Origin of the sequence: Vibrio cyclitrophicus (assembly GCA_023206055.1) — a bacterium.
Lineage (GTDB): Bacteria > Pseudomonadota > Gammaproteobacteria > Enterobacterales > Vibrionaceae > Vibrio > Vibrio cyclitrophicus_A.
In genome coordinates this window covers 123681-146684 of sequence record CP065366.1, presented here as the reverse complement: position 1 = coordinate 146684, position 23004 = coordinate 123681, and the positions used below count along the sequence as shown (strand labels likewise).

Genomic DNA, 23004 nt, shown 5'->3' with positions numbered 1-23004 from the left:
ACTACTTCACACACATCACGTTAAGTAATGAAGAACCTTTCAATTGATTTACGTTACCGTTGGTAAACAAACCTTTCTTATCTGCGCCCCAATAAGGGAGATGCATTGGCCAGTTCTGTTTTTCCATAACCTTTGAGTTCAAGATGCTCTGCCATTGCTTTTCACTCATCAGCTTCATGTTGACCTGATTACACACCAATTTAGCGCTGTCATAATCTAGGCGACTCCAAGGCTTACCTTGCTCCATGTAGAACTGTTGTTGATGGTCTAGAAGGTAAGGAATCGCATATTGGCTACCCGCAACTTCTGCTTTCACGCGAACCTCGATCTCTAGATCATTGTCTGAGCTCGCGTTACCACTTGGTAGCGTCTGAATAGCAGCAGCACTCGTTACCGCCGCTTGCTTAGCAGCCACAGGTTTCGATGCAGACTTGGCTTCTACTTTTGCTTTTACAGGAGCCTTTGGCTCTGCCGCTTTTGCAACGATAGGCTGTGATGAGGTTTTCGACTTATCGACCATACGAATAAAGGCTTCACCGTAACCAGGAACCTTACGTACCTGAGTTAGGTCTTTTCTCGCATCAGAGAAAGTAGAATAAGGTCCGATTAAGCAACGGTAGTCTCCGCCTTCCGGCTTCATCCAAACGTTGGTCGAGATCTTCTCATATAGGGGCTTTGCTCGGCTCAGTGACAGAGGCTTGTTCAGCAGGCCACATTGAACCCAAAACAGCTCGTTATCTGAATGATGTTTGGGTGCCTTGCTCCCCCAAACACCCTTACCGATCGGACATGATTGCTCTAGCTGTGGTAATTGGTTGGTGCTTGCCTGAGTTGCATCACATAGAACCGACTCTGCATTCACTTGGCTCGATACCAAAAGAGATGCAGCGATAAGCCCCATACGATAATTTCTCGTAACAGCACGACATACAGCATTCATTGTCAATTTCATAACCACCACTTAAACCCTTGCGGGCTAATTATTACCGAATCTATGTCGATAAAACATGAATTCCATTTTAAGTATTATTGACACTATCAATAATACTAAGTTCCAGAACCATTAAGCAAAAAAAGAGCCGTAATTGCTTACGGCTCTTAATTTAGTGACTTTTTTTACTAAAAATCAAACCGAGTTATCACCCTTTATAAATTTTCGGGTTAAACACGTCGCGTAACCAGTCGCCTAATAGGTTAATAACTAGAACCAATGTTACCAAAAGCACACCTGGGAATGCTGTGATCCACCATGCTCCTGAGAAAATGTAGTTAAAACCAGTGCTGATCAGGGCACCAAGTGACGGTTGGTCTACCGGAAGACCTAAACCTAGGAAAGAAAGTGCCGCTTCTGACATGATGGCATTTGCCACCTGTACCGTAGAGATAACCAAAATCGGTGATAAACAGTTAGGCAGAATATGACGAAACATGATGCGAGGTGCTCTAAAGCCCATCACACGTGCCGCTTCTACGTACTCTTTCTTCTTCTCTGCCAATACCGATGCACGAATCGTACGAGCATACTGAGGCCATTCGGCAATACCGATGATCACCACCAGCATAACAACGGCATATTGAGCGTAGAAGTCACTACCGAAACTTGCCTTAAAGATGGCCGAGACAATGATCGCAACCATCATGGTTGAGAACGAAAGCTGAACATCGGCAAAACGCATCAGGAAGCTATCGATACGACCACCGAAGTAACCCGCAGACAGACCAATGATGATACCTAGAGTCAGCTGAAGACCTACCGCTAGAAAACCAATCGTCAGTGACAGACGGGAGCCGTAAAGCATCGTAGATAAGATGTCACGACCTTGCTCATCAGTACCGAGTAAGAAGCGTTCTTCGCCGTCTTCCATCCAAGATGGTGGCAACTCAGAATCCATGATGTCGATAGACGTCACGTCATACGGATCTGTTGGCGCTAGAATCGGTGCCGCCAATGCCATAATAAGGAAAGCTGCAAAGATAGCGAAGCTCACCATTGCTACTTTATCGCGTAAGAAGTAGTACAGAATGTCTGACTGCTTGAATCGCTCCCAACGAGATGGAGCTGTTGTTGTGTGTTCCATGATTATGCTCCTTTCCCTGTGATGTTCACTGTTGGGTTAATGATGCCGTAAAGCAGGTCAACAATGGTGTTCGTTACTACGAAGATAAGACCTACGAAGATAACGTATGCGGTAATCAGTGGAGTATCCACTCGGTTAATCGCTTCAAGGAATAGGAAGCCGGTACCCGGCCACTGGAATACAGTTTCAGTAAGAATGGTGTAAGCCACCATAGTCCCGATTTGAACACCGCCTACCGTTAGTACTGGCAGCATTGTGTTTTTCAAAGCATGTTGGTAGTAGATCTTGTTCAGGGCTAAACCTTTTGCTTTACCAAACTTTATATATTCAGAGCTAAGAACCTCGAGCATTTCAGAACGTACTAGACGAATGAACAGAGGTAGCATGATCGATGCGAGAGCAATACTCGGCAGCACTAAGTGCGCAAGGCCATCTAGCGTCAAGAAGCCAGATTCCCAACCAAACCAGTTTGCGGTATCACCACGTCCGAATGACGGCAGCCAACCTAACTCAATAGAGAACACATACATCAGCATGATTGCGGTTAAGAAAACAGGTACCGAAATACCGATACTACTGCCCGCCATCACCAATTTAGTGAAGAAACTTTTTGGGTGTATTGCAGAATAAACGCCAAGTGGAATCGACAGACAAACGATAATCAGAGAAGCGCCAAACACAAGCTCAAGCGTCGCGACCAATTTATCTAAGATTACGTCCACAGCAGGGCGTTTAAAGAAATATGAAGTACCAAGATCACCTTGTAGAGCTGCGCCCACAAAGCGAGTGTATTTTGTAATGAAGGGATCATTTAAGCCGAGTTCATCACGCAGCGCTTGACGCTCCGATTCTGAAACAGATTGACCGACTAACTCACGCAACGGGTCGCCCAGGTTATCCTGAATGGCAAACGCCACCAAACTGATCACAAACATCACTATCAGTGCCTGAAACAGGCGCTTGACCAGAAACGTAACCATTCCTTGCCCCTTATCTATCCATGACTATCTAGTCGAAATCCGCGACTAGATAACAAAATTCAGTCTTAAAAAAGGTATTTAGCCAGACTGAAGGAAGACCAAATACCGAAACTTAAATCTATTTCTTAATAATTTGAGAGCCCGAAAAGCTTCAGGCTCTCAATTCTAGCAAGCTAGATTATTTTACAACTAGGTCGCCGAAGTAAGGCATAACCATTGGGTTTACTACGTCTGCTGCACCTACGTTAGACTTCGCGCCCCACGCTTCACTTTGCCAGTGTAGCGGTACGAATGCTGCGTCGTTGTAAAGTGTTGCTTCAACGCCTTTCAGCATTTCAGAACGCTTAACTGGGTCAGTTTCAGTGTTAGAAGCTTCTACAATCGCATCCATTTCTGGGTTTGAGTAACCAGAACAGTTGTATTGACCGCGGCCAGTTTCTTCGTTACGAGTCATCGTTAAGAACTCGCTGAAGTTAGCAGAATCTTCTGTATCTGAGTGCCAGCCGATCATCATCATGTCTGCTGAACATAGGTCAAACTCAGGCCAATATTGCGCTTTAGGCATCGTTTTAAGATCAACTTTGATACCAATCTTAGATAGCATTGCCGCAGACGCTTGCGCTACTTTCGCATCGTTCACGTAACGGTTGTTTGGTGCCATCATCGTTAGCGTAAAGCCATCTTCGTAGCCCGCTTCCTTCATTAGCTCTTTTGCTTTTTTCAGGTCGTAACGAGGTACTAGGGAATCGTCATGACCCGCGTAGCCTGTTGGGCTTTGCTGACCGGCAGCTGTTGCGAAGCCTTTCATGATCTTCTTAACGATGCCTTCGTTGTTGATTGCGTGAACAATCGCCTGACGAACGCGAACATCTTTCAGTGCTTCGTTGCTGTTTTGGTTCATTTGGAACGTAATGATACGAGTACCAGGTAGCGTTACTAGATCGATATTCTTAGCGTTTTGAACACGCTTGTGATCGTTTGGTGCTACTGGGTGAATCATATCAACGTCACCAGAAAGAAGTGCTGCAACACGTGTTGCATCTTCTTTGATTGGTACAAGTGTTAGCTTGTCTACGTTACCTTCGGTTTCTGTGTCCCAGTAATCGTTGAAACGCTCGAACGTTACTTTAACGCCTTGCTCACGCTGCGTTACGATGAATGGACCAGTACCTGAAACATTAGTCGAAGCGAACGAGTTACCGTGCTTAACTAGCTCAGACTTGTCTTTACCTTCCGCTGTTTGGCCAGAGTAGAACTTGCTGTCCATTGGGAAGATATAAGTTGCTGTTTGTAGTACTAGTGGGTAAGCCGCTTTTGATACTAGCTCAACTGTGTAGTCATCCACTTTTACCATTTTTTCGTATGGCGTGAAGATAGACTTAAAGTCTGGAGAAGCTTGTAGACGTTCAAAAGTCCACACAACATCATCAGCAGTCAGCTCGTTACCAGAGTGGAATTTCACACCTTTACGTAGGTTGAAGCGGAAAGTCGTATCGTCAACACGCTCCCAGCTTGATGCTAGGCGTCCTTCAAAATCCATCTCTTGTGTGAAACGTACTAGAGGGTCAAACACCATGTGAGACATTTGTAGTGTGCCGCCTGACAACTGCTCGTGCGGGTCAAGTGATACTGGGTCAGCTGCGTAGCCAACGGTGATATCTGCTGCTGCTGCACTAAAACTTAGGCCAGCTGCCATTAAAGCTACTACTAATTTGCTTTTCATGGTTTTCATTGCATAACTCCTTCATGCGGGAATCCAGATCCCTAGTTGTTGTATTTGCGTCTGTTTATTGTTTTTAGCAAGCTAAATCCAGCCTGCTGATTTTTATACCGCGGCTTGTGCCACTGCTTTTTCTTCTCTTAAGCCTGTAAATTCAGGCATTAAAGAAATTAGGTGTTTACTGTATTCGTGTTGAGGCGATTGGAACAGTTGCTCAGTTGGAGCAACCTCCAACAGTGTCCCCATTTGCATCACGCCTACTCGGTCACACATTTGGCGAATAACCGGTAAATCGTGACTGATGAACAACATGGTTAGGTTTAGCTCGTCTTGTAAGTCTTTTAATAAATTAAGGATCTGAGCCTGTACCGACACATCCAGTGCCGAGGTAGGTTCATCACAAATCAAAAGACGAGGGCGAGTTGCCAAAGCGCGAGCGATAGAAATACGCTGACGTTGACCACCTGAGAATTCGTGTGGGTACTTAACCCCTGCCATTACGCCTAAACCAACGTGCTCTAACAGGTCGTTCACGATCTGACGAGTTTCATTCTCGTTGCGCGTAAGTTTATGGAATCGGATAGGCTCAGCAATGATGTCGAATATCTTCATTCGAGGGTTCATTGATGTGTAAGGGTTTTGGAAAACCATCTGCATTTGGCGGCGCATCGGGCGACGCTCTTTTTCAGATTTAAGCCCGGTAAGGTCAACGCCTTCAAACGTTACCTTGCCTGAGTTGGGTGCGTACAAGCCAGCAATCACACGAGCAATCGTTGATTTACCAGAGCCTGATTCACCTACTAAGCCAAACGTCTCACCTTCATGCACTTCAAAGCTCACGTTGTTTGATGCTTGAACGTACTCACGACGACTCTCAAAGAAAGAATCTTTGGTGGTGAAACGCAAGTTTACGTTTTCAACGTTCAACAGTGGACCAGTGTAGTCGCGATGATCTTGGCTTTGACCTAACCAGTGGTTCTTCACATCAAGAGGTTCCATCTCTTGTGCTTCTTCGATGTAGCTAACAAGAGGGAAACGATCGAGTTTTCGATCTGAACGAGGAACGGCAGAAATAAGACTGTGCGTGTATGGGTGCTCAGGAGTACCTAGTACTTTCGCTGTTGGGCCAAACTCAACGAGATCACCACGATACATTACCGCTACGCGATCGGTAACATTAGATACCACGCCCATGTCGTGCGTGACCAACATACAACCTACGTTCTTCTTGATACATAGGTCGCGAATCAAACCCAAGATCTGGTCTTGTATAGAAACATCCAGTGCTGTTGTTGGTTCATCAGCAATGATTAGGTCAGGTTCACCTGCCAATGCGATCGCAATAACTACACGCTGACGCATACCACCAGAAAACTGGTGTGGGTACTGCTTTAAACGGTTTTCCGGTTGTGGGATACCCACTTGGTTCATTAAGTCTAATGAACGCTGATAAGCTTCTTGATCCGAAACCTTCATGTTGGCATGAATCGTCTCTTTTAACTGTTGTTCTACCGTAAATAGAGGGTTAAGAGACGTCATTGGATCTTGGAAGATAAAACCAATCTTTGAGCCGCGAACAGAACGCATCTGTTCAGGAGATAAGCCAGAGACTTTTTCGCCATCCAGAAATACCTCGCCGCTAGCAATGCGGCCGGGAGGGCTCAGCAAATCGATCACAGCATTACCTACTGTTGATTTACCTGCACCAGACTCGCCTACAACACCAACGATCTCACCACGTTCAATGTTGAACGAAAGCGATTTAACTGCGGCGTGAACTCCATGACGAGATGGGTATTCGATACGAAGATTTTTTACTTCTAAAAGTGACATTACCAGACCTCTACTGCTTTGGCAGCTTTCTGCCCTGTCTGCAAAATTGAATCCATTCTTACCAGAATATTGTTCTGATATTTTATACGGTTGACAATTTGGCAAATAATTCACAGAAAAGCAACAAAAATAGGATAAAAAGTCGACATTAAACGCTTAGCAAGCAAAAGTACCACATAACTATTCACCCAAAGAGCATATAGTAAGAAAAATCAACATTATATTCTCGGTAAGAAATACTCACAAACTCCCTACTAATACTTACTTGTAGAGTTAAATCCGTGCTTCAAAGCAGATCTCACTACCAGTCACTAAAAACAAATAATTATTCCAAAAAACAATTAACACTATAGAAACAAACGCTAATTTTGTTACTTTGAACAAATAAAACAACCAGATACACGCAAATCAACCATACATTGAACCATTTATATTGTTTTGGCAAATACAAAACAGAGAAACGAAAAGCTTAATAAATCTGAGGAGTTTTTGAACGACCAAATGCGTAGAAAGCTGTCAAATTCAGGCCTTAGTGAGCAAATTTAGGTTCAGATTTCACTTTTCATAAAAGTCTCTAGACTAAACCCATTAATATGTCGAATTGTTGAGTGACCTATTTATATAAAATTAGACATAGATCTATGCATTTGATAAAGAAAGCGACTCTGTATCAGCACCATAATCAAGCGGAACGATAGGAATCTGCCTTATATAAGAAGGAAGAGACAGAGGCGACAACAGACAAGGTGTCTAAGCAGATAGGCCCCCAATATTCAAAATCAAAAAATACGGAAGCGACAGATGCAAGAAAGCTCCGTCATTTCTGACGCGGAAGGCTAGTTGAGGCTTCTTAAGTGATCGGTGAAGAGACATTCTTTGAACATCAGGCGAACCCCACTTGGGTTCCAATTTAGTGATCTACAGATGAAAAAAAGCTCATCATTTCTGATGAGCTTTCTTAAAGGTGGTCGGTGAAGAGGGATTTGATCGGACTGGCGATCCAGCCCACGACCCTCTGGTCTCAAATTATCTAAATTTCAGGCGTAAAAAAGCCCCGTCATTTCTGACGAGGCTTCTTAAAGTGGTCGGTGAAGAGGGATTCGAACCCCCGACCCTCTGGTCCCAAACCAGATGCGCTACCAAGCTGCGCTATTCACCGAGACGTTTCGTTTGATTTCTCAAACTGGGAACTTCAAAGAAGCTACCAAAATTAATGGGGTGGCTAACGAGATTCGAACTCGCGACCACCGGAATCACAATCCAGGGCTCTACCAACTGAGCTATAGCCACCACTAATTTTTTATATAACCGCTTAAAAGCGATTATTGAAATAGTGGTCGGTGAAGAGGGATTCGAACCCCCGACCCTCTGGTCCCAAACCAGATGCGCTACCAAGCTGCGCTATTCACCGACTAGTTTTGTATCGACTCTTGGGAATAATGAATCAACACTGGAAGCCGAAGCTACCGATATTTTGTAAAGAAAGAATGGGGTGGCTAACGAGATTCGAACTCGCGACCACCGGAATCACAATCCAGGGCTCTACCAACTGAGCTATAGCCACCATTGTTTCTTTTTTGCCAATTCTCACTTACCGAAGTAAGAGACCGGATGGCGCGCCTGAAAGGATTCGAACCTTCGGCCTTTGGCTCCGGAGGCCAACGCTCTATCCAGCTGAGCTACAGGCGCATGCCCTGTCGGCGGAGTGGAATAATACGTATATCACCCAATGCCGTCTAGTACTTTTTTAACTTTTTTTTCTGTTTGGTCTCTTTTTCGACAGTTAATATGTGATAAACCCCTTATTTGAGTACTACAACCCGCCACAGCTTATAAGTTGTTGTTTATTGCAACAACTTATCGGGATATAATCACCCATTATTTACATTGGTTTAACAGTTGCTCTTTGCTGGTTAAAGCCAAAACACCCTTCCAACACTATAAATTGGTAAGCATGTACTTACCTTGGGAATGTAAAGTGAGTTTAATGGATATGTCTCGTCGAATTTTAACCGTTGTCATCGCAGTTTTAACCTTTTCAACTGGCGCAATGGCTGCAGGCCTAAGCGAAGCGGAGCACGATGCAATTGCTGAACGCATCAAACCAGTTGGCCAAGTTTACCTAGTCGGCAGCGAGCCAGTAGCCGCAGAACCAACAGGCCCTCGTGATGGCGCAGCAGTTTACGGTACCTTTTGTATCGCTTGTCACGCATCTGGCGTAAGTGGCGCACCTAAAACAGGTGATGCTGGTGACTGGGCTCCACGAATTGCTCAAGGTCGCGACATCCTAGCTGACCACGCAATCAATGGTTTCAATGCGATGCCAGCGAAAGGTTCATGTATGGACTGTTCAGACGACGAAATCAAAGATGCTATCGAGCACATGATTGCCGGTCTGTAATTAAAAATACCAGATTCAAAAAAGGTGACCTCATGGTCACCTTTTTTATTGGCTTCTATATAGTGCTATTAAAGCAGAGCATTATTTCTTGTTGAACATCGCGCGAATATTCGCAATGTGTGCCTGCCCTTTTTCCATCCTTTCTTCAGCAGATTGAGGCTTCTTAACGCTTTCCCACTCCACATCATCATGTGGTAACTCATCAAGGAAGCGGCTTTGTGTTGGCTTTATTAATTCACCATATTGACGACGCTCGCGACACTTAGTAAAGGTCAGCTCTTTCTGCGCTCGAGTAATCCCTACATACATAAGACGACGTTCTTCTTCTACGTTGCCTTCATCAACACTGGTTTGGTGCGGCAAGATGCCCTCTTCTGCTCCCATCAGAAATACATACGGGAACTCTAGGCCTTTCGATGCATGCAATGTCATTAATTGGACTTGGTCTGCATCGTCATCATCCTCACCACGTTCCATCATGTCACGCAGTGTTAATCGTTGAACAACCTCACGAAGTGTTTTCTCTTCTTTATCGTAGTTGTCACCTTCGAGGTCAGCCACAATCCAACTATAGAGATCAGACACGTTCTTCATTCGCATTTCAGCGGCTTTAGGGCTTGGAGAGGTTTCGTAGAGCCAATCTTCGTAATTAATGTCACGAACCAAAGAGCGAACCGCCTCAACTGTATTACCACGTTCAGCATTATCTGAAATTCGAACAATCCAATCGCTGAAACGACGCAGGTTTTCCAAACCACGGCCCGTCAGCGTTTGCTCTAAACCCATTTCGAAGCTGGCTTCAAACAGACTTTTACCGCGCATGTTGGCGTAGCTGCCTAATTTTTCCAGCGTAACAGGGCCGATCTCACGACGCGGCGTATTCACAATACGCAGGAAGGCGTTGTCATCATCAGGGTTCACCAACACACGTAGGTAAGCCATGATGTCTTTTATTTCTGCTCTAGCGAAGAAAGAAGTACCGCCAGAGATCTTGTAAGGCACACGGTTCTGCATCAGTGCTTTTTCAATCAGGCGAGATTGGTGGTTACCACGGTAAAGCACCGCATAGTCTTTGTATTCGGTACGGTTCAAAAACTTATGCGCGATGATCTCACCGGTAATACGTTCCGCTTCATGCTCTTCATTCTTAGCATTCAAGACCTTGAGCTTTTCACCGTCAGGGATCTCTGAGAATAGAGACTTCTCATAAACGTGCGGGTTATTGGCGATCAAGATGTTCGCGGCACGCAAGATTCGACTGGTCGAGCGATAGTTTTGCTCGAGTTTGATCAGGCGAAGGTTCGGGTAATCCTCACCCAGCAACACCAAGTTTTGCGGTTTTGCGCCACGCCATGAATAGATAGATTGGTCATCATCACCTACCACCGTCAAGCGACCGCGCTCTCCAACAAGCAGACGAACCAATTCATATTGGCTGGTGTTGGTATCTTGGTATTCGTCCACCAATAGGTAGCGAATACGCGACTGCCAGCGCTCGCGCACTTCTTGATTAGTTTTGAGTAGCAATACCGGCATCGCAATCAAATCATCAAAGTCGAGTGCGTTATAGGCCTTCATCTGTTTTTGGTACATCTCAAAACAGAAAGCAAACAGCTGCTCTTGTTCGCCTTGAGCGCGCGCTTTCGCCTGATCTGGCGTCAGCATGTCATTTTTCCAATTCGAAATGGTACTCATCAAAGCGCGTAACAGATCCTTATCACCATCGATCTGCCTCTCAGTTAGCTCTTTTAACAAAGCTAGCTGGTCTTGGTCGTCAAACAGAGAGAAGCCCGCTTTCAAACCCAATGCTTTATATTCCCGACGAATGATGGTTAAACCCATGGTATGAAAGGTCGAAACAATCAGCCCTTTCGATTCACCCTTACCTAGAGTTTGCCCAACACGCTCTTTCATCTCGCGTGCTGCTTTATTGGTAAAAGTCACCGCCGCAATATTACGCGCCTTGTAACCACACTCCTGAACCAGATAAGCAATTTTATTGGTGATAACACGTGTTTTACCGGATCCAGCGCCCGCTAATACTAAGCAGGGGCCCGAAACATATTTCACGGCTTCATCTTGTCTTGGGTTCAGTTTCATTTGATTCTCAGTTTGGTCTAGAGGGGCGAATTCAATTGCGCGCCTATAATAATGCTGCAACAGCACGAATGCTACGTTCTCTTATACAAGATTTTTACGCTGATTATGTAAAACTTTGTTGCACATGTGTGTGGTTATTAGGCTATAATGAATGAACGTTCATTCATTGGTGGTTGAAATATGACAACTCATGCACCTCGGGATAAACGCCAGCAAATACTTTCTGCAGCTGAAAAGCTAATTGCAGAGGTTGGTTTCCAAGGCCTTTCAATGCAAAAATTAGCCAAAGAAGCAGGAGTAGCTGCAGGCACTATCTATCGCTACTTCGATGATAAAGAGCACTTGATAGAAGATGTTCGAATGCTCGTGACTCAAAGAGTAGCTGATGCTGTTCAAGATGGGGTTAATGATTCGGATCCAATTAAGCAACGCTACCGTACTATGTGGTTGAACATATGGAACTTAGCAGGAACGAATTTAGCCGCAATAAAAAATCGGGTTCAGTATGACTCTCTACCCATAACAAATAGCCTAAACTTCAGGGAACTAGAACGTAAAATGTTTGCCCAAGTTGAGCTGTTATTTAATGAGGGGAAAGAACAAGGATTGTTTAAACCACTTAACAATGAAGTATTAGGTGGATTGAGCTTGTCGGCTAGTGTTTCTCTAGCACGCAAGCATTCTTTAGGATTTTACCAACTTGATGAGGCAGAACTAGAATCTGCAATCGAAGCGAGTTGGGACGCAATAATTAAACACTAGATCGGAGTTTTGACCATAATGAAAAAGTGGACTTTCTTCATGTTACTCATCGCTGTACTACTTTTCGGCAGCGTTATTGGGTTTAACATGTTCAAACAACAAAAAATTGCTGAGTATATGGCCAACCGCCCTGAACCAGAGTTTCCAGTAACGGTAACTGAAGTTCAGCCGATCGACTGGGTTCCAGTAATTGAAGCTATCGGCTTCATCGAACCTAACCAAGGTGTGACACTAGCAAACGAAACCAGCGGTGTTATTGACCAGATCTCTTTCGAGTCAGGTACGGATGTTAAGAGTGGCCAGCAACTGGTACGTCTTGATTCTGACGTAGAGAAAGCAAACCTAAAGAGTTCTGAAGCTCGTTTGCCTGCTGCGAAAGCAAAATACAAGCGTTACCAAGGTCTATTCAAGAAAGGCTCCATCTCTAAAGAAGCGTACGATGAAGCAGAAGCGAACTACTTCTCTCTATCTGCTGACATTGAAAGCCTAAAAGCATCGATCGAGCGCCGTGAAATTCGCGCACCATTCGACGGTTCTGTTGGTATTCGCAACGTATACCTAGGCCAATACCTACAATCGGGTACAGATATCGTTCGTTTAGAAGACACCAGTGTAATGCGCCTGCGCTTCACCGTTTCTCAAACAGACATCTCACGTATCAATGTTGGTCAAGCTATCGACATCTTTGTTGATGCTTACCCAGAGACACCGTTTGAAGGTTCTATCAGTGCAATTGAACCCGCAGTAAGCATCCAAAGTGGTCTTATCCAAGTTCAAGCAGACATTCCAAACAATGATGGCAAGCTTCGTAGCGGTATGTTCGCTCGCGCTAACATCATTCTGCCTAAACTAGAGAACCAAGTAACTCTGCCTCAAACAGCGATTACTTTCACTCTATACGGTGACAATGTTTACATCCTGACTGAAGAAGACGGCGTTCAACGTGTTGCTCAACATGTTGTAAAAGTAGGTGAGCGTACAGCTGATATTGCACACATCCTTGAAGGCGTTAAAGCCGGCGATACGGTTGTAACTTCTGGCCAAGTACGTCTAAGTAACGGTGCCAAAGTTAAGGTTGTTGAAAGTGATGCAATCACTCCACCATCTGAAACACCTAAGCTGTAACTGGAGGCACAATGCGCTTTACTGATGTTTTTATTAAACGTCCAGTTTTAGCGGTATCCATCAGCTTTTTGATTGCACTGCTTGGCTTACAAGCAATCTTCAAAATGCAGGTGCGTGAATACCCTGAAATGACGAATACCGTCGTAACCGTAACCACGAGTTACTACGGTGCAAGTGCCGATCTTATCCAAGGCTTTATCACCCAGCCTCTCGAACAGGCTGTGGCTCAAGCGGATAACATCGATTATATGACTTCTTCTTCTGTGCTCGGTAGTTCTACTATTACCGTGAACATGAAGTTGAACACCGATCCGAATGCGGCGCTGTCTGACATACTGGCCAAGACTAACTCGGTGCGTTCTCAGCTTCCTAAAGAAGCCGAAGATCCAACCGTAACTATGTCGACCGGTTCAACGACGGCGGTACTCTACATTGGTTTTACTAGTGATGAGTTGGTATCGAGTCAAATTACCGATTACCTAGAGCGTGTAATCAACCCGCAACTATTCACGGTAAACGGTGTATCTAAAGTTGACCTATATGGTGGTATGAAATACGCACTGCGCGTGTGGCTAGACCCATCAAAAATGGCGGCAGTAAACCTAACGGCAACTGACGTAATGGCGGTATTGGATGCGAACAACTACCAATCAGCTACGGGTCAAGCTACAGGTGAATTTGTTCTTTATAACGGCAGTGCTGACACGCAAGTATCAAACACTGAAGAGCTAGAGAACTTAGTCGTTAGAAGTGGTGAAGGTGAGATTATTCGCCTATCTGACATCGCTAAGGTTTCTCTAGAGAAGAGCCACGACGTTTATCGTGCAAGTGCGAACGGTCAGGAAGCAGTTGTTGCTGCAATTAATGCGGCACCAAGTGCAAACCCAATCAACATCGCTGCAGATGTACTTGAGCTTCTTCCTCAACTAGAGAAGAACCTACCAAGCAACATCTCTATGAACGTAATGTACGATTCAACTATTGCGATTAACGAGTCAATTCAAGAAGTTATCAAGACAATTCTTGAGGCGGCATTAATCGTATTGATCGTAATTACCTTGTTCTTAGGTTCATTCCGAGCGGTACTGATCCCTATCGTTACTATCCCACTGTCTCTGATTGGTGTGGCAATGGTAATGCAGGCAATGGGCTTCTCTTGGAACTTGATGACGCTACTAGCAATGGTACTCGCCATCGGTCTGGTGGTAGATGATGCGATCGTAGTACTTGAGAACGTCGATAGGCATATCAAGCTCGGGGAGTCCCCTTTCCGTGCTGCGATCATCGGTACTCGTGAAATTGCGGTTCCTGTTATCGCAATGACACTAACGCTAGGCGCGGTATACGCGCCGATCGCAATGATGGGTGGTATCACAGGCTCACTATTTAAAGAGTTTGCGTTAACCCTAGCAGGTTCAGTATTTGTATCAGGTATCGTGGCATTAACCTTGTCGCCAATGATGTGTTCAAAAATGCTAAAAGCTCACGCTGAGCCGAGCAAGTTTGAGCAGAAAGTTCATAGCGTTTTGGATGGTATGACTAACCGTTACGAGCGTATGCTTGGTGCGGTTATGAATCACCGTCCAGTATTCATTGGCTTTGCTGTTATCGTATTTGCAAGCTTGCCGATGCTGTTTAAGTTCATCCCTAGTGAATTAGCACCTTCAGAAGATAAAGGTGTAATCATGCTGATGGGTACTGCACCATCTAATGCGAACTTAGACTTCATGCAAAATACCATGAACGACGTAAACAAGATTCTGTCTGATCAGCCAGAAGTAGCTTACGCGCAGGTGTTCACAGGTGTTCCTAATGCAAACCAAGCGTTTGGTATTGCATCTATGGTTCCTTGGAGTGAGCGTGAAGCAAGCCAATCTGAGGTAGCAAACCGCGTTGGTGGTTTGGTGAAAGATGTGCCTGGAATGGCAGTAACAGCCTTCCAAATGCCAGAACTACCAGGTGCGGGTTCAGGTCTTCCAATTCAGTTTGTTATAACAACACCAAACAGTTTTGAGAGCTTGTTCCAGATCACCACTGACATCTTGACTGATGTAGCGACAAACCCACTGTTCGTATACTCGGATCTCGATCTGAACTATGACTCAGCAACGATGAAAGTACACATCGACAAGGATAAAGCGGGCGCATACGGTGTGACCATGCAAGATATCGGTATCACGCTAGGTACTATGATGTCAGATGGCTACGTAAACCGTATCGACTTGAATGGTCGTTCTTACGAGGTTATCCCTCAAGTTGAACGTAAATTCCGTTTGAACCCAGAGTCGATGAATAACTACTACGTACGAGCTGCGGACGGTAATGCTGTACCACTAGGAAGTTTGATCACGATTGATGTTGTGGCAGAGCCTCGCTCTCTTCCTCACTTCAACCAATTGAACTCTGCGACGATTGGTGCGGTACCTGCTCCAGGCGCTGCAATGGGTGATGCAATTGCATGGTTTGAAGACACGGCGGCGAATAAGCTTCCAAGTGGCTACAACCACGATTACATGGGTGAAGCACGCCAATACGTAACTGAAGGTAGCGCACTTTACGCGACCTTTGGTCTAGCACTGGCTATCATCTTCTTGGTATTGGCGATTCAATTCGAATCCCTGAAAGATCCATTAGTTATCATGGTATCTGTACCACTGGCGATCTGTGGTGCCCTAATCGCTCTGGCTTGGGGTGCGGCAACGATGAACATCTACTCGCAAGTAGGTTTGATCACCTTGGTCGGCCTAATTACCAAGCACGGTATCTTGATCTGTGAAGTTGCAAAAGAAGAACAGTTGCATCATCACAAAACTCGTATCGAAGCGGTAATGGAAGCCGCGAAGGTTCGTCTTCGTCCAATCCTGATGACAACAGCTGCGATGATCGCGGGTCTAATCCCACTGATGTACGCAAGTGGTGCGGGTGCAGCTCAGCGCTTTAGTATTGGTATCGTAATCGTTGCTGGTCTAGCGATTGGTACTATCTTCACGCTATTTGTACTGCCAGTGATTTACAGCTACTTGGCTGAAAAACACAAACCTCTACCTGTATTTGTTGAAGACAAAGACCTAGAAAAGCTAGCTCGCGTCGATGAAGCAAAAGCAGCACACAGAGAATTAGCTGATAATAAGTAATCGCTAAGTCGTATTAACAATAAAAAGGCTACTTCGGTGGCCTTTTTTTATACGCCATAGGCGACATCTCAAGTGTGATTAAATAGAATAGTGGTAAATATTCAGGAGTTTTAATTGATATGTTTGATCCAAAAAAACTAGAGCAGATTGCTAAGCAGATCCACGATTCTATGCCTCAACCAGTAAAAGAGCTTGGTTCAGACGTAGATCAAAAAGTTCGCCAAGTTATCCAAGGCCAACTAAACAAGCTAGACGTTGTGAGCCGTGAAGAGTTTGATGTTCAAACACAAGTACTACTGCGCACTCGCCAAAAGCTGACTGAAATGGAACAAAAGCTAGCGGACTTAGAAGCAAAGATTGCCGACAAGTAAGCGTAAAGCAAGAAAACTGAAAGGGTTGGTGTGAAAGCACCAACCCTTTTGTATTTCTGAGGATCAATCAATAACTGCAAGTCGACGAAGACCTATCAAGCAATATTACTTAATTACTTTGTAATACTTTTTCCCTAAAAGCAAAAAAGGCTTGGTCAACGGCGACCAAGCCTTTCTATTAGATGTTGTGCTGCTTATTTACAACTCCAACCTGTAAGGAGTTAGTGATACTGCTTTGCTTTTTCTACATATTTATCAGTATCTAAGCGACTAATTAACCGCCTACAGCGATACGCTTCATGTCGCTCATGTAGCTACGTAGCTCTTCACCAATGTATTCTACAGGGTGGTTACGGATAGCTTCGTTTACTTCAATTAGCTTAGCGTTATCAACTTGGTTAGATGTTTCACCTAAACCACGACCGATTACGTCTGTTGCTACTGAAGGCATGAACTTCTCACGTAGTAGCGGTGTTGCTACGTTAGCGAATAAGTAGTTACCGTATTCAGCAGTATCTGAGATTACAACGTTCATTTCGTAAAGACGCTTACGAGCAACTGTGTTTGCGATTAGTGGAAGCTCATGTAGAGATTCGTAGTAAGCAGACTCGTCGATAATGCCTGATGCCGTCATAGCTTCGAATGCTAGCTCAACACCGGCACGAACCATAGCAACCATTAGGATACCGTTGTCGAAGTACTCTTGCTCTGAGATTTCTACGTCAGAAGCCGGGTAGTTTTCGAATGCCGTTTCGCCTGTCTCTTCACGCCAGCCTAGTAGGTTCACGTCATCGTTCGCCCAGTCAGCCATCATCGTGCTAGAGAAGTGACCAGAGATGATGTCATCCATGTGCTTGTTGTAAAGCGGACGCATTAGGTCTTTAAGCTCTTCAGAAAGCTCAAACGCTTTAACTTTAGCTGGGTTAGATAGGCGGTCCATCATGTGAGTTACGCCACCAAACTTCAGTGCTTCAGTGATCGTTTCCCAACCGTATTGTAGAAGTTTGCCTGCGTAGCCCGGTTCGATGCCATCAGCAATCATCTTCTCGTACGATACGATAGAACCTGCTTGTAGCATGCCACAAAGGATAGTTTGCTCGCCCATAAGGTCAGATTTAACTTCCGCTACGAAAGAAGACTCTAGGCAGCCAGCACGGTGACCACCAGTACCTGCAGCCCAAGCTTTAGCGATATCCCAACCTTCGCCTTTAGGGTCATTTTCTGGGTGAACAGCGATCAATGTTGGTACACCAAAGCCACGCTTGTACTCTTCGCGAACTTCAGAACCTGGACATTTAGGTGCAACCATTACAACCGTAAGATCATCACGTAGTTGCATGCCTTCTTCAACAACGTTAAAGCCGTGAGAGTAACCAAGAGCAGCACCTTGCTTCATTAGAGGCATTACTGTTTCAACAACGTTTGTGTGTTGCTTATCAGGAGTAAGATTGATTACTAGGTCTGCTTGAGGGATTAGCGTTTCGTAGCTACCCACAACAAAGCCGTTTTCATCAGCATTTTTGAATGATTGACGCTTTTCATCAATTGCTGCTTGGCGTAGAGCGTAAGATACGTCTAGACCAGAATCACGCATGTTTAGGCCTTGGTTTAGGCCTTGAGCACCACAACCAACAATTACGATTTTCTTACCTTCAAGATACTCAGCTTCTGTCGCGAATTCTTCACGATCCATAAAGCGGCAACGACCTAATTGGTCAAGTTGTTCACGAAGGTTTAATGTATTGAAATAGTTAGCCATTCTAGGGCACTCCTTTAAAAATAAGTCCGTAAGGTCGATATCTCTCTATCGAATGACTTCATACTAAAACAGACACTCCGTTGCTGAAAGTGATATATTCACAATTAGTTATTGCAATAAATGCAACATGGAAACGATCGCAGAACATGAACATAAAATCTCTACAATTATTTATACATTTATGTGACAGCAAAAGTTTCAGCAAAACCGCTGCTGCTATGCACGTCAGTCCTTCTGCGCTGAGCCGTCAGGTACAAAAGCTTGAAGAGGAAACAGGACAAGAACTGCTAATCAGAGACAACCGCAGTGTTGATCTTACCCCAGCAGGAAAACACCTATTGCCTGTAGCATTGAGCATCGTGGGAGAGTGGCAGCAATATAACCTTCACCTGAAGGGCGGAGAGCAAGAACTTAAAGGTGAGATCCGTATATTTTGTTCAGTAACGGCTAGCTACAGTCACCTACCTGAACTCATAACCGAATTTAGGGCTATTCATCCGTATATTGAATTTAAGCTCTCTACTGGCGATCCGGCTCAATCTATCGACAAAATTTTAAATGATGAAGCAGATATCGCTATCTCAGCGAAGCCAGACATTCTTCCCTCAAGATTAGAGTTCGAAACCATCAGCGACATACCACTGTCAGTCATCATCCCATCCGGCGTGAGTAGTTTTAGCCAGCAGCTGCAATCAGATAAACCAAACTGGAATGAAGTACCTTTTATCATCCCAGAAGCAGGTACTGCACGAGAACGTGCGAACGCGTGGTTCAAAAAGATGAAGATAAAGCCCAACATTTACGCTCAGGTATCAGGTCATGAAGCGATCGTAAGTATGGTTGCTCTTGGTTGTGGGGTTGGTATCGCGCCAGACGTTGTAATCAACAACAGCCCTGTGAGAGATAAAGTCGACCGCTTAAAAATAGAGCCAATCAAGCCGTTTGAATTGGGAGTGTGCTGTAAGCGATCGCAGTTAGAAAATCCGTTAATTAGAGCATTTTGGCAGGTCGCTGAAGGTAAATACCTCCAAGACTAGTTATCTATAAGTGATAACAAGCCGGTGTGGAGTCACAGATAAAGAGCACGTTAGTGCTCTTTATTGTTTTTCTAAACGACAAATATGAAAAAAGCCCGCTGATTTCTCAGCGGGCTTTTCAATGGTGGTGGAGGGATAGGGATTTGAACCCTAGAACCGCTATTAACGGTTGCCGGTTTTCAAGACCGGTGCTTTCGACCACTCAGCCATCCCTCCAACAAATTGTCATCAACAGATTAGTACACTGTAGATGTTGTTACATGTATACACAGGTAACGATATTTAAAGCCTGGCGATGTCCTACTCTCACATGGGGAAGCCCCACACTACCATCGGCGCTATTGTGTTTCACTTCTGAGTTCGGCATGGAATCAGGTGGGTCCACAATGCTATGGTCGCCAAGCAAATTTTAAAATTCGGAAAGCTTATCTAAAAGTTATTTCTCTTCAAACTCATTCAAGGTCTGTCTTTCTATTGAGTCCACAAAACCCCTTGGGTGTTGTATGGTTAAGCCTCACGGGCAATTAGTACAGGTTAGCTCAATGCCTCGCAGCACTTACACACCCTGCCTATCAACGTCGTAGTCTACGACAACCCTTTAGGACACTTATAGTGCCAGGGAAAACTCATCTCAAGGCTCGCTTCCCGCTTAGATGCTTTCAGCGGTTATCGATTCCGAACTTAGCTACCGGGCAATGCCATTGGCATGACAACCCGAACACCAGAGGTTCGTCCACTCCGGTCCTCTCGTACTAGGAGCAGCCCCTTTCAATTTTCCAACGCCCACGGCAGATAGGGACCGAACTGTCTCACGACGTTCTAAACCCAGCTCGCGTACCACTTTAAATGGCGAACAGCCATACCCTTGGGACCGACTTCAGCCCCAGGATGTGATGAGCCGACATCGAGGTGCCAAACACCGCCGTCGATATGAACTCTTGGGCGGTATCAGCCTGTTATCCCCGGAGTACCTTTTATCCGTTGAGCGATGGCCCTTCCATTCAGAACCACCGGATCACTATGACCTGCTTTCGCACCTGCTCGAATTGTCATTCTCGCAGTCAAGCGGGCTTATGCCATTGCACTAACCACACGATGTCCAACCGTGTTTAGCCCACCTTCGTGCTCCTCCGTTACTCTTTGGGAGGAGACCGCCCCAGTCAAACTACCCACCAGGCACTGTCCGTAATCCCGATTCAGGGACCAACGTTAGAACATCAAAACTACAAGGGTGGTATTTCAAGGACGACTCCACCACATCTAGCGACGCGGTTTCATAGTCTCCCACCTATCCTACACATGTAGGTTCAATGTTCAGTGCCAAGCTGTAGTAAAGGTTCACGGGGTCTTTCCGTCTAGCCGCGGGTACACTGCATCTTCACAGCGATTTCAATTTCACTGAGTCTCGGGTGGAGACAGCGTGGCCATCATTACGCCATTCGTGCAGGTCGGAACTTACCCGACAAGGAATTTCGCTACCTTAGGACCGTTATAGTTACGGCCGCCGTTTACCGGGGCTTCGATCAAGAGCTTCGACCGAAGTCTAACCCCATCAATTAACCTTCCGGCACCGGGCAGGCGTCACACCGTATACGTCATCTTACGATTTTGCACAGTGCTGTGTTTTTAATAAACAGTTGCAGCCACCTGGTATCTGCGACTCTCGTCTGCTCCATCCGCAAGGGACTTCACTGATAAGAGCGTACCTTCTCCCGAAGTTACGGTACCATTTTGCCTAGTTCCTTCACCCGAGTTCTCTCAAGCGCCTTGGTATTCTCTACCCGACCACCTGTGTCGGTTTGGGGTACGATTCCTTACAATCTGAAGCTTAGAGGCTTTTCCTGGAAGCATGGCATCAATGACTTCACTACCGTAGTAGCTCGACATCGTATCTCAGCGTTAAGAAAGTCCGGATTTACCTAAACTTTCCGCCTACATACTTGAACCTGGACAACCGTCGCCAGGCCCACCTAGCCTTCTCCGTCCCCCCATCGCAATTGTAAGAAGTACGGGAATATTAACCCGTTTCCCATCGACTACGCCTTTCGGCCTCGCCTTAGGAGTCGACTTACCCTGCCCCGATTAACGTTGGACAGGAACCCTTGGTCTTCCGGCGAGGGAGTTTTTCACTCCCTTTATCGTTACTCATGTCAGCATTCGCACTTCTGATACCTCCAGCAGCCCTTACAGACCACCTTCAACGGCTTACAGAACGCTCCCCTACCCCACATACCCTAAGGTACGTAGCCGCAGCTTCGGTGTATAGCTTAGCCCCGTTACATCTTCCGCGCAGGCCGACTCGACCAGTGAGCTATTACGCTTTCTTTAAATGATGGCTGCTTCTAAGCCAACATCCTGGCTGTCTGAGCCTTCCCACATCGTTTCCCACTTAGCTATACTTTGGGACCTTAGCTGGCGGTCTGGGTTGTTTCCCTCTCCACGACGGACGTTAGCACCCGCCGTGTGTCTCCCGGATAGTACTTACTGGTATTCGGAGTTTGCAAAGGGTTGGTAAGTCGGGATGACCCCCTAGCCTTAACAGTGCTCTACCCCCAGTAGTATTCGTCCGAGGCGCTACCTAAATAGCTTTCGGGGAGAACCAGCTATCTCCAGGTTTGATTGGCCTTTCACCCCTAGCCACAAGTCATCCGCTAATTTTTCAACATTAGTCGGTTCGGTCCTCCAGTTGATGTTACTCAACCTTCAACCTGCCCATGGCTAGATCACCTGGTTTCGGGTCTAATCCTAGCAACTGTACGCCCAGTTAAGACTCGGTTTCCCTACGGCTCCCCTAAACGGTTAACCTTGCTACTAAAATTAAGTCGCTGACCCATTATACAAAAGGTACGCAGTCACACCACGAAGGTGCTCCTACTGCTTGTACGTACACGGTTTCAGGTTCTATTTCACTCCCCTCACAGGGGTTCTTTTCGCCTTTCCCTCACGGTACTGGTTCACTATCGGTCAGTCAGTAGTATTTAGCCTTGGAGGATGGTCCCCCCATATTCAGACAGGATATCACGTGTCCCGCCCTACTCGTTTTCACTGATTATGAGATGTCGATTACGGGGCTATCACCCTTTATTGCGGCACTTTCCAGAGCCTTCATCTGTCTCATTAAAAGCTTAAGGGCTAATCCAATTTCGCTCGCCGCTACTTTCGGAATCTCGGTTGATTTCTCTTCCTCGGGGTACTTAGATGTTTCAGTTCCCCCGGTTTGCCTCCTGTTGCTATGTATTCACAACAGGATACTTGCTTATGCAAGTGGGTTTCCCCATTCAGGAATCCCAGACTCAAAAGGTTATTACTACCTAATCTGGGCTTATCGCAAGTTATTACGCCTTTCATCGCCTCTGACTGCCAAGGCATCCACCGTGTACGCTTAGTCACTTAACCATACAACCCGAAAGGGTCTTAGCGTATGGCAACTAACCAAGGTTTTTGGTTGTCATCAAGAAGGGTTAATTCTTGATAACTGTTTGCCGGACTCAATTGTGAATCAATGTAAACATTGATTCGAATACAAGACACTTGAATGTGTTTGTTGTGTTTACCATAAAGGTAAACATTGAGAACTTTTAAATTTGATTTGAATTACTCGTAAGTAATCAAATCAGTCAGCTTTCCAAATTGTTAAAGAGCATGAGACTTTAAGAACCAGTGTTCTAAAATTCACATTTTCTAAAGACTCTCACAGTCGAAAA

At 45.4% G+C, this 23004-nt stretch carries 13 protein-coding genes, 6 tRNA genes and 2 rRNA genes; 6 read left to right on the top strand and 15 right to left on the bottom strand.

From position 1 onward, the window contains the following. Position 1: 1 nt before the first annotated feature. From ITG09_00715 to ITG09_00670, 10 genes are all read right to left on the bottom strand, one after another. Complete coding sequence (locus tag ITG09_00715; protein UPR52228.1) at positions 2–952, bottom strand: SPOR domain-containing protein; 951 nt, start codon at positions 950–952, stop codon at positions 2–4. 187 nt (positions 953–1139) lie between these two features. Then, positions 1140–2078 carry an ABC transporter permease gene (locus ITG09_00710; protein ID UPR52227.1) on the bottom strand — a complete coding sequence of 313 codons (939 nt, stop codon included), beginning with the start codon at positions 2076–2078 and terminating at the stop codon, positions 1140–1142. Positions 2079–2080: 2 nt separating this feature from the next. After that, the gene (locus tag ITG09_00705) at positions 2081–3058 is read right to left on the bottom strand and encodes an ABC transporter permease (protein ID UPR52226.1); all 978 of its coding nucleotides are present in this window, start codon (positions 3056–3058) and stop codon (positions 2081–2083) included. A gap of 178 nt (positions 3059–3236) precedes the next feature. Further along, the gene (locus ITG09_00700; GenBank protein ID UPR52225.1) at positions 3237–4790 is read right to left on the bottom strand and encodes an ABC transporter substrate-binding protein; all 1554 of its coding nucleotides are present in this window, start codon (positions 4788–4790) and stop codon (positions 3237–3239) included. A gap of 93 nt (positions 4791–4883) precedes the next feature. Beyond that, positions 4884–6611 carry an ABC transporter ATP-binding protein gene (locus tag ITG09_00695; GenBank protein ID UPR52224.1) on the bottom strand — a complete coding sequence of 576 codons (1728 nt, stop codon included), beginning with the start codon at positions 6609–6611 and terminating at the stop codon, positions 4884–4886. 1082 nt (positions 6612–7693) lie between these two features. Continuing rightward, positions 7694–7770: transfer RNA gene (locus ITG09_00690), tRNA-Pro, on the bottom strand. Between the two features lie 55 nt (positions 7771–7825). After that, a tRNA-His gene (locus ITG09_00685) sits at positions 7826–7901 on the bottom strand. A 44-nt stretch (positions 7902–7945) separates the two neighbouring features. Continuing rightward, positions 7946–8022, bottom strand: a tRNA-Pro gene (locus ITG09_00680). 77 nt (positions 8023–8099) lie between these two features. After that, positions 8100–8175 (bottom strand) — tRNA-His (locus ITG09_00675). 48 nt (positions 8176–8223) lie between these two features. Beyond that, positions 8224–8300: transfer RNA gene (locus tag ITG09_00670), tRNA-Arg, on the bottom strand. Between the two features lie 298 nt (positions 8301–8598). On the opposite strand from ITG09_00670, the gene ITG09_00665 reads away from it, so the two are divergent. Then, positions 8599–9012, top strand: a complete 414-nt coding sequence (locus ITG09_00665; protein ID UPR52223.1) for a cytochrome c5 family protein — start codon at positions 8599–8601, stop codon at positions 9010–9012. An 81-nt stretch (positions 9013–9093) separates the two neighbouring features. Here ITG09_00665 and rep read toward each other — a convergent pair whose 3' ends face one another. Further along, positions 9094–11112 (bottom strand): DNA helicase Rep, encoded by a 2019-nt coding sequence (gene rep / locus ITG09_00660; protein ID UPR52222.1) that lies wholly within the window; start codon positions 11110–11112, stop codon positions 9094–9096. Positions 11113–11292: 180 nt separating this feature from the next. Here rep and ITG09_00655 point away from each other — a divergent pair, with 180 nt between their 5' ends. From ITG09_00655 to ITG09_00640, 4 genes are all read left to right on the top strand, one after another. Then, complete coding sequence (locus ITG09_00655) at positions 11293–11874, top strand: TetR/AcrR family transcriptional regulator (GenBank protein UPR52221.1); 582 nt, start codon at positions 11293–11295, stop codon at positions 11872–11874. A gap of 18 nt (positions 11875–11892) precedes the next feature. Continuing rightward, a complete protein-coding gene (locus ITG09_00650) occupies positions 11893–12999 on the top strand; it encodes an efflux RND transporter periplasmic adaptor subunit (GenBank protein UPR52220.1) in 1107 nt (368 codons plus the stop codon). Positions 13000–13010: 11 nt separating this feature from the next. Further along, the gene (locus ITG09_00645; protein ID UPR52219.1) at positions 13011–16133 is read left to right on the top strand and encodes a multidrug efflux RND transporter permease subunit; all 3123 of its coding nucleotides are present in this window, start codon (positions 13011–13013) and stop codon (positions 16131–16133) included. A gap of 119 nt (positions 16134–16252) precedes the next feature. After that, complete coding sequence (locus tag ITG09_00640) at positions 16253–16504, top strand: accessory factor UbiK family protein (GenBank protein ID UPR52218.1); 252 nt, start codon at positions 16253–16255, stop codon at positions 16502–16504. A gap of 274 nt (positions 16505–16778) precedes the next feature. On the opposite strand, the gene ilvC is transcribed toward ITG09_00640, so the two are convergent. After that, positions 16779–18263, bottom strand: a complete 1485-nt coding sequence (gene ilvC / locus ITG09_00635) for a ketol-acid reductoisomerase (protein ID UPR52217.1) — start codon at positions 18261–18263, stop codon at positions 16779–16781. A gap of 146 nt (positions 18264–18409) precedes the next feature. Here ilvC and ilvY point away from each other — a divergent pair, with 146 nt between their 5' ends. Then, on the top strand, positions 18410–19300 hold the full coding sequence (gene ilvY / locus ITG09_00630; GenBank protein UPR52216.1) for an HTH-type transcriptional activator IlvY: 891 nt from the start codon (positions 18410–18412) through the stop codon (positions 19298–19300). A gap of 125 nt (positions 19301–19425) precedes the next feature. Here the strand turns inward: ilvY and ITG09_00625 are convergent. The 3 genes from ITG09_00625 to ITG09_00615 all read right to left on the bottom strand — a co-directional run bounded on the left by ITG09_00625 (position 19426) and on the right by ITG09_00615 (position 22696). Then, a tRNA-Ser gene (locus tag ITG09_00625) sits at positions 19426–19516 on the bottom strand. A 71-nt stretch (positions 19517–19587) separates the two neighbouring features. Next, positions 19588–19703: ribosomal RNA gene (rrf, locus tag ITG09_00620) — 5S ribosomal RNA — on the bottom strand. A 100-nt stretch (positions 19704–19803) separates the two neighbouring features. Continuing rightward, positions 19804–22696 (bottom strand): 23S ribosomal RNA (locus tag ITG09_00615). Positions 22697–23004 lie beyond the last annotated feature (308 nt).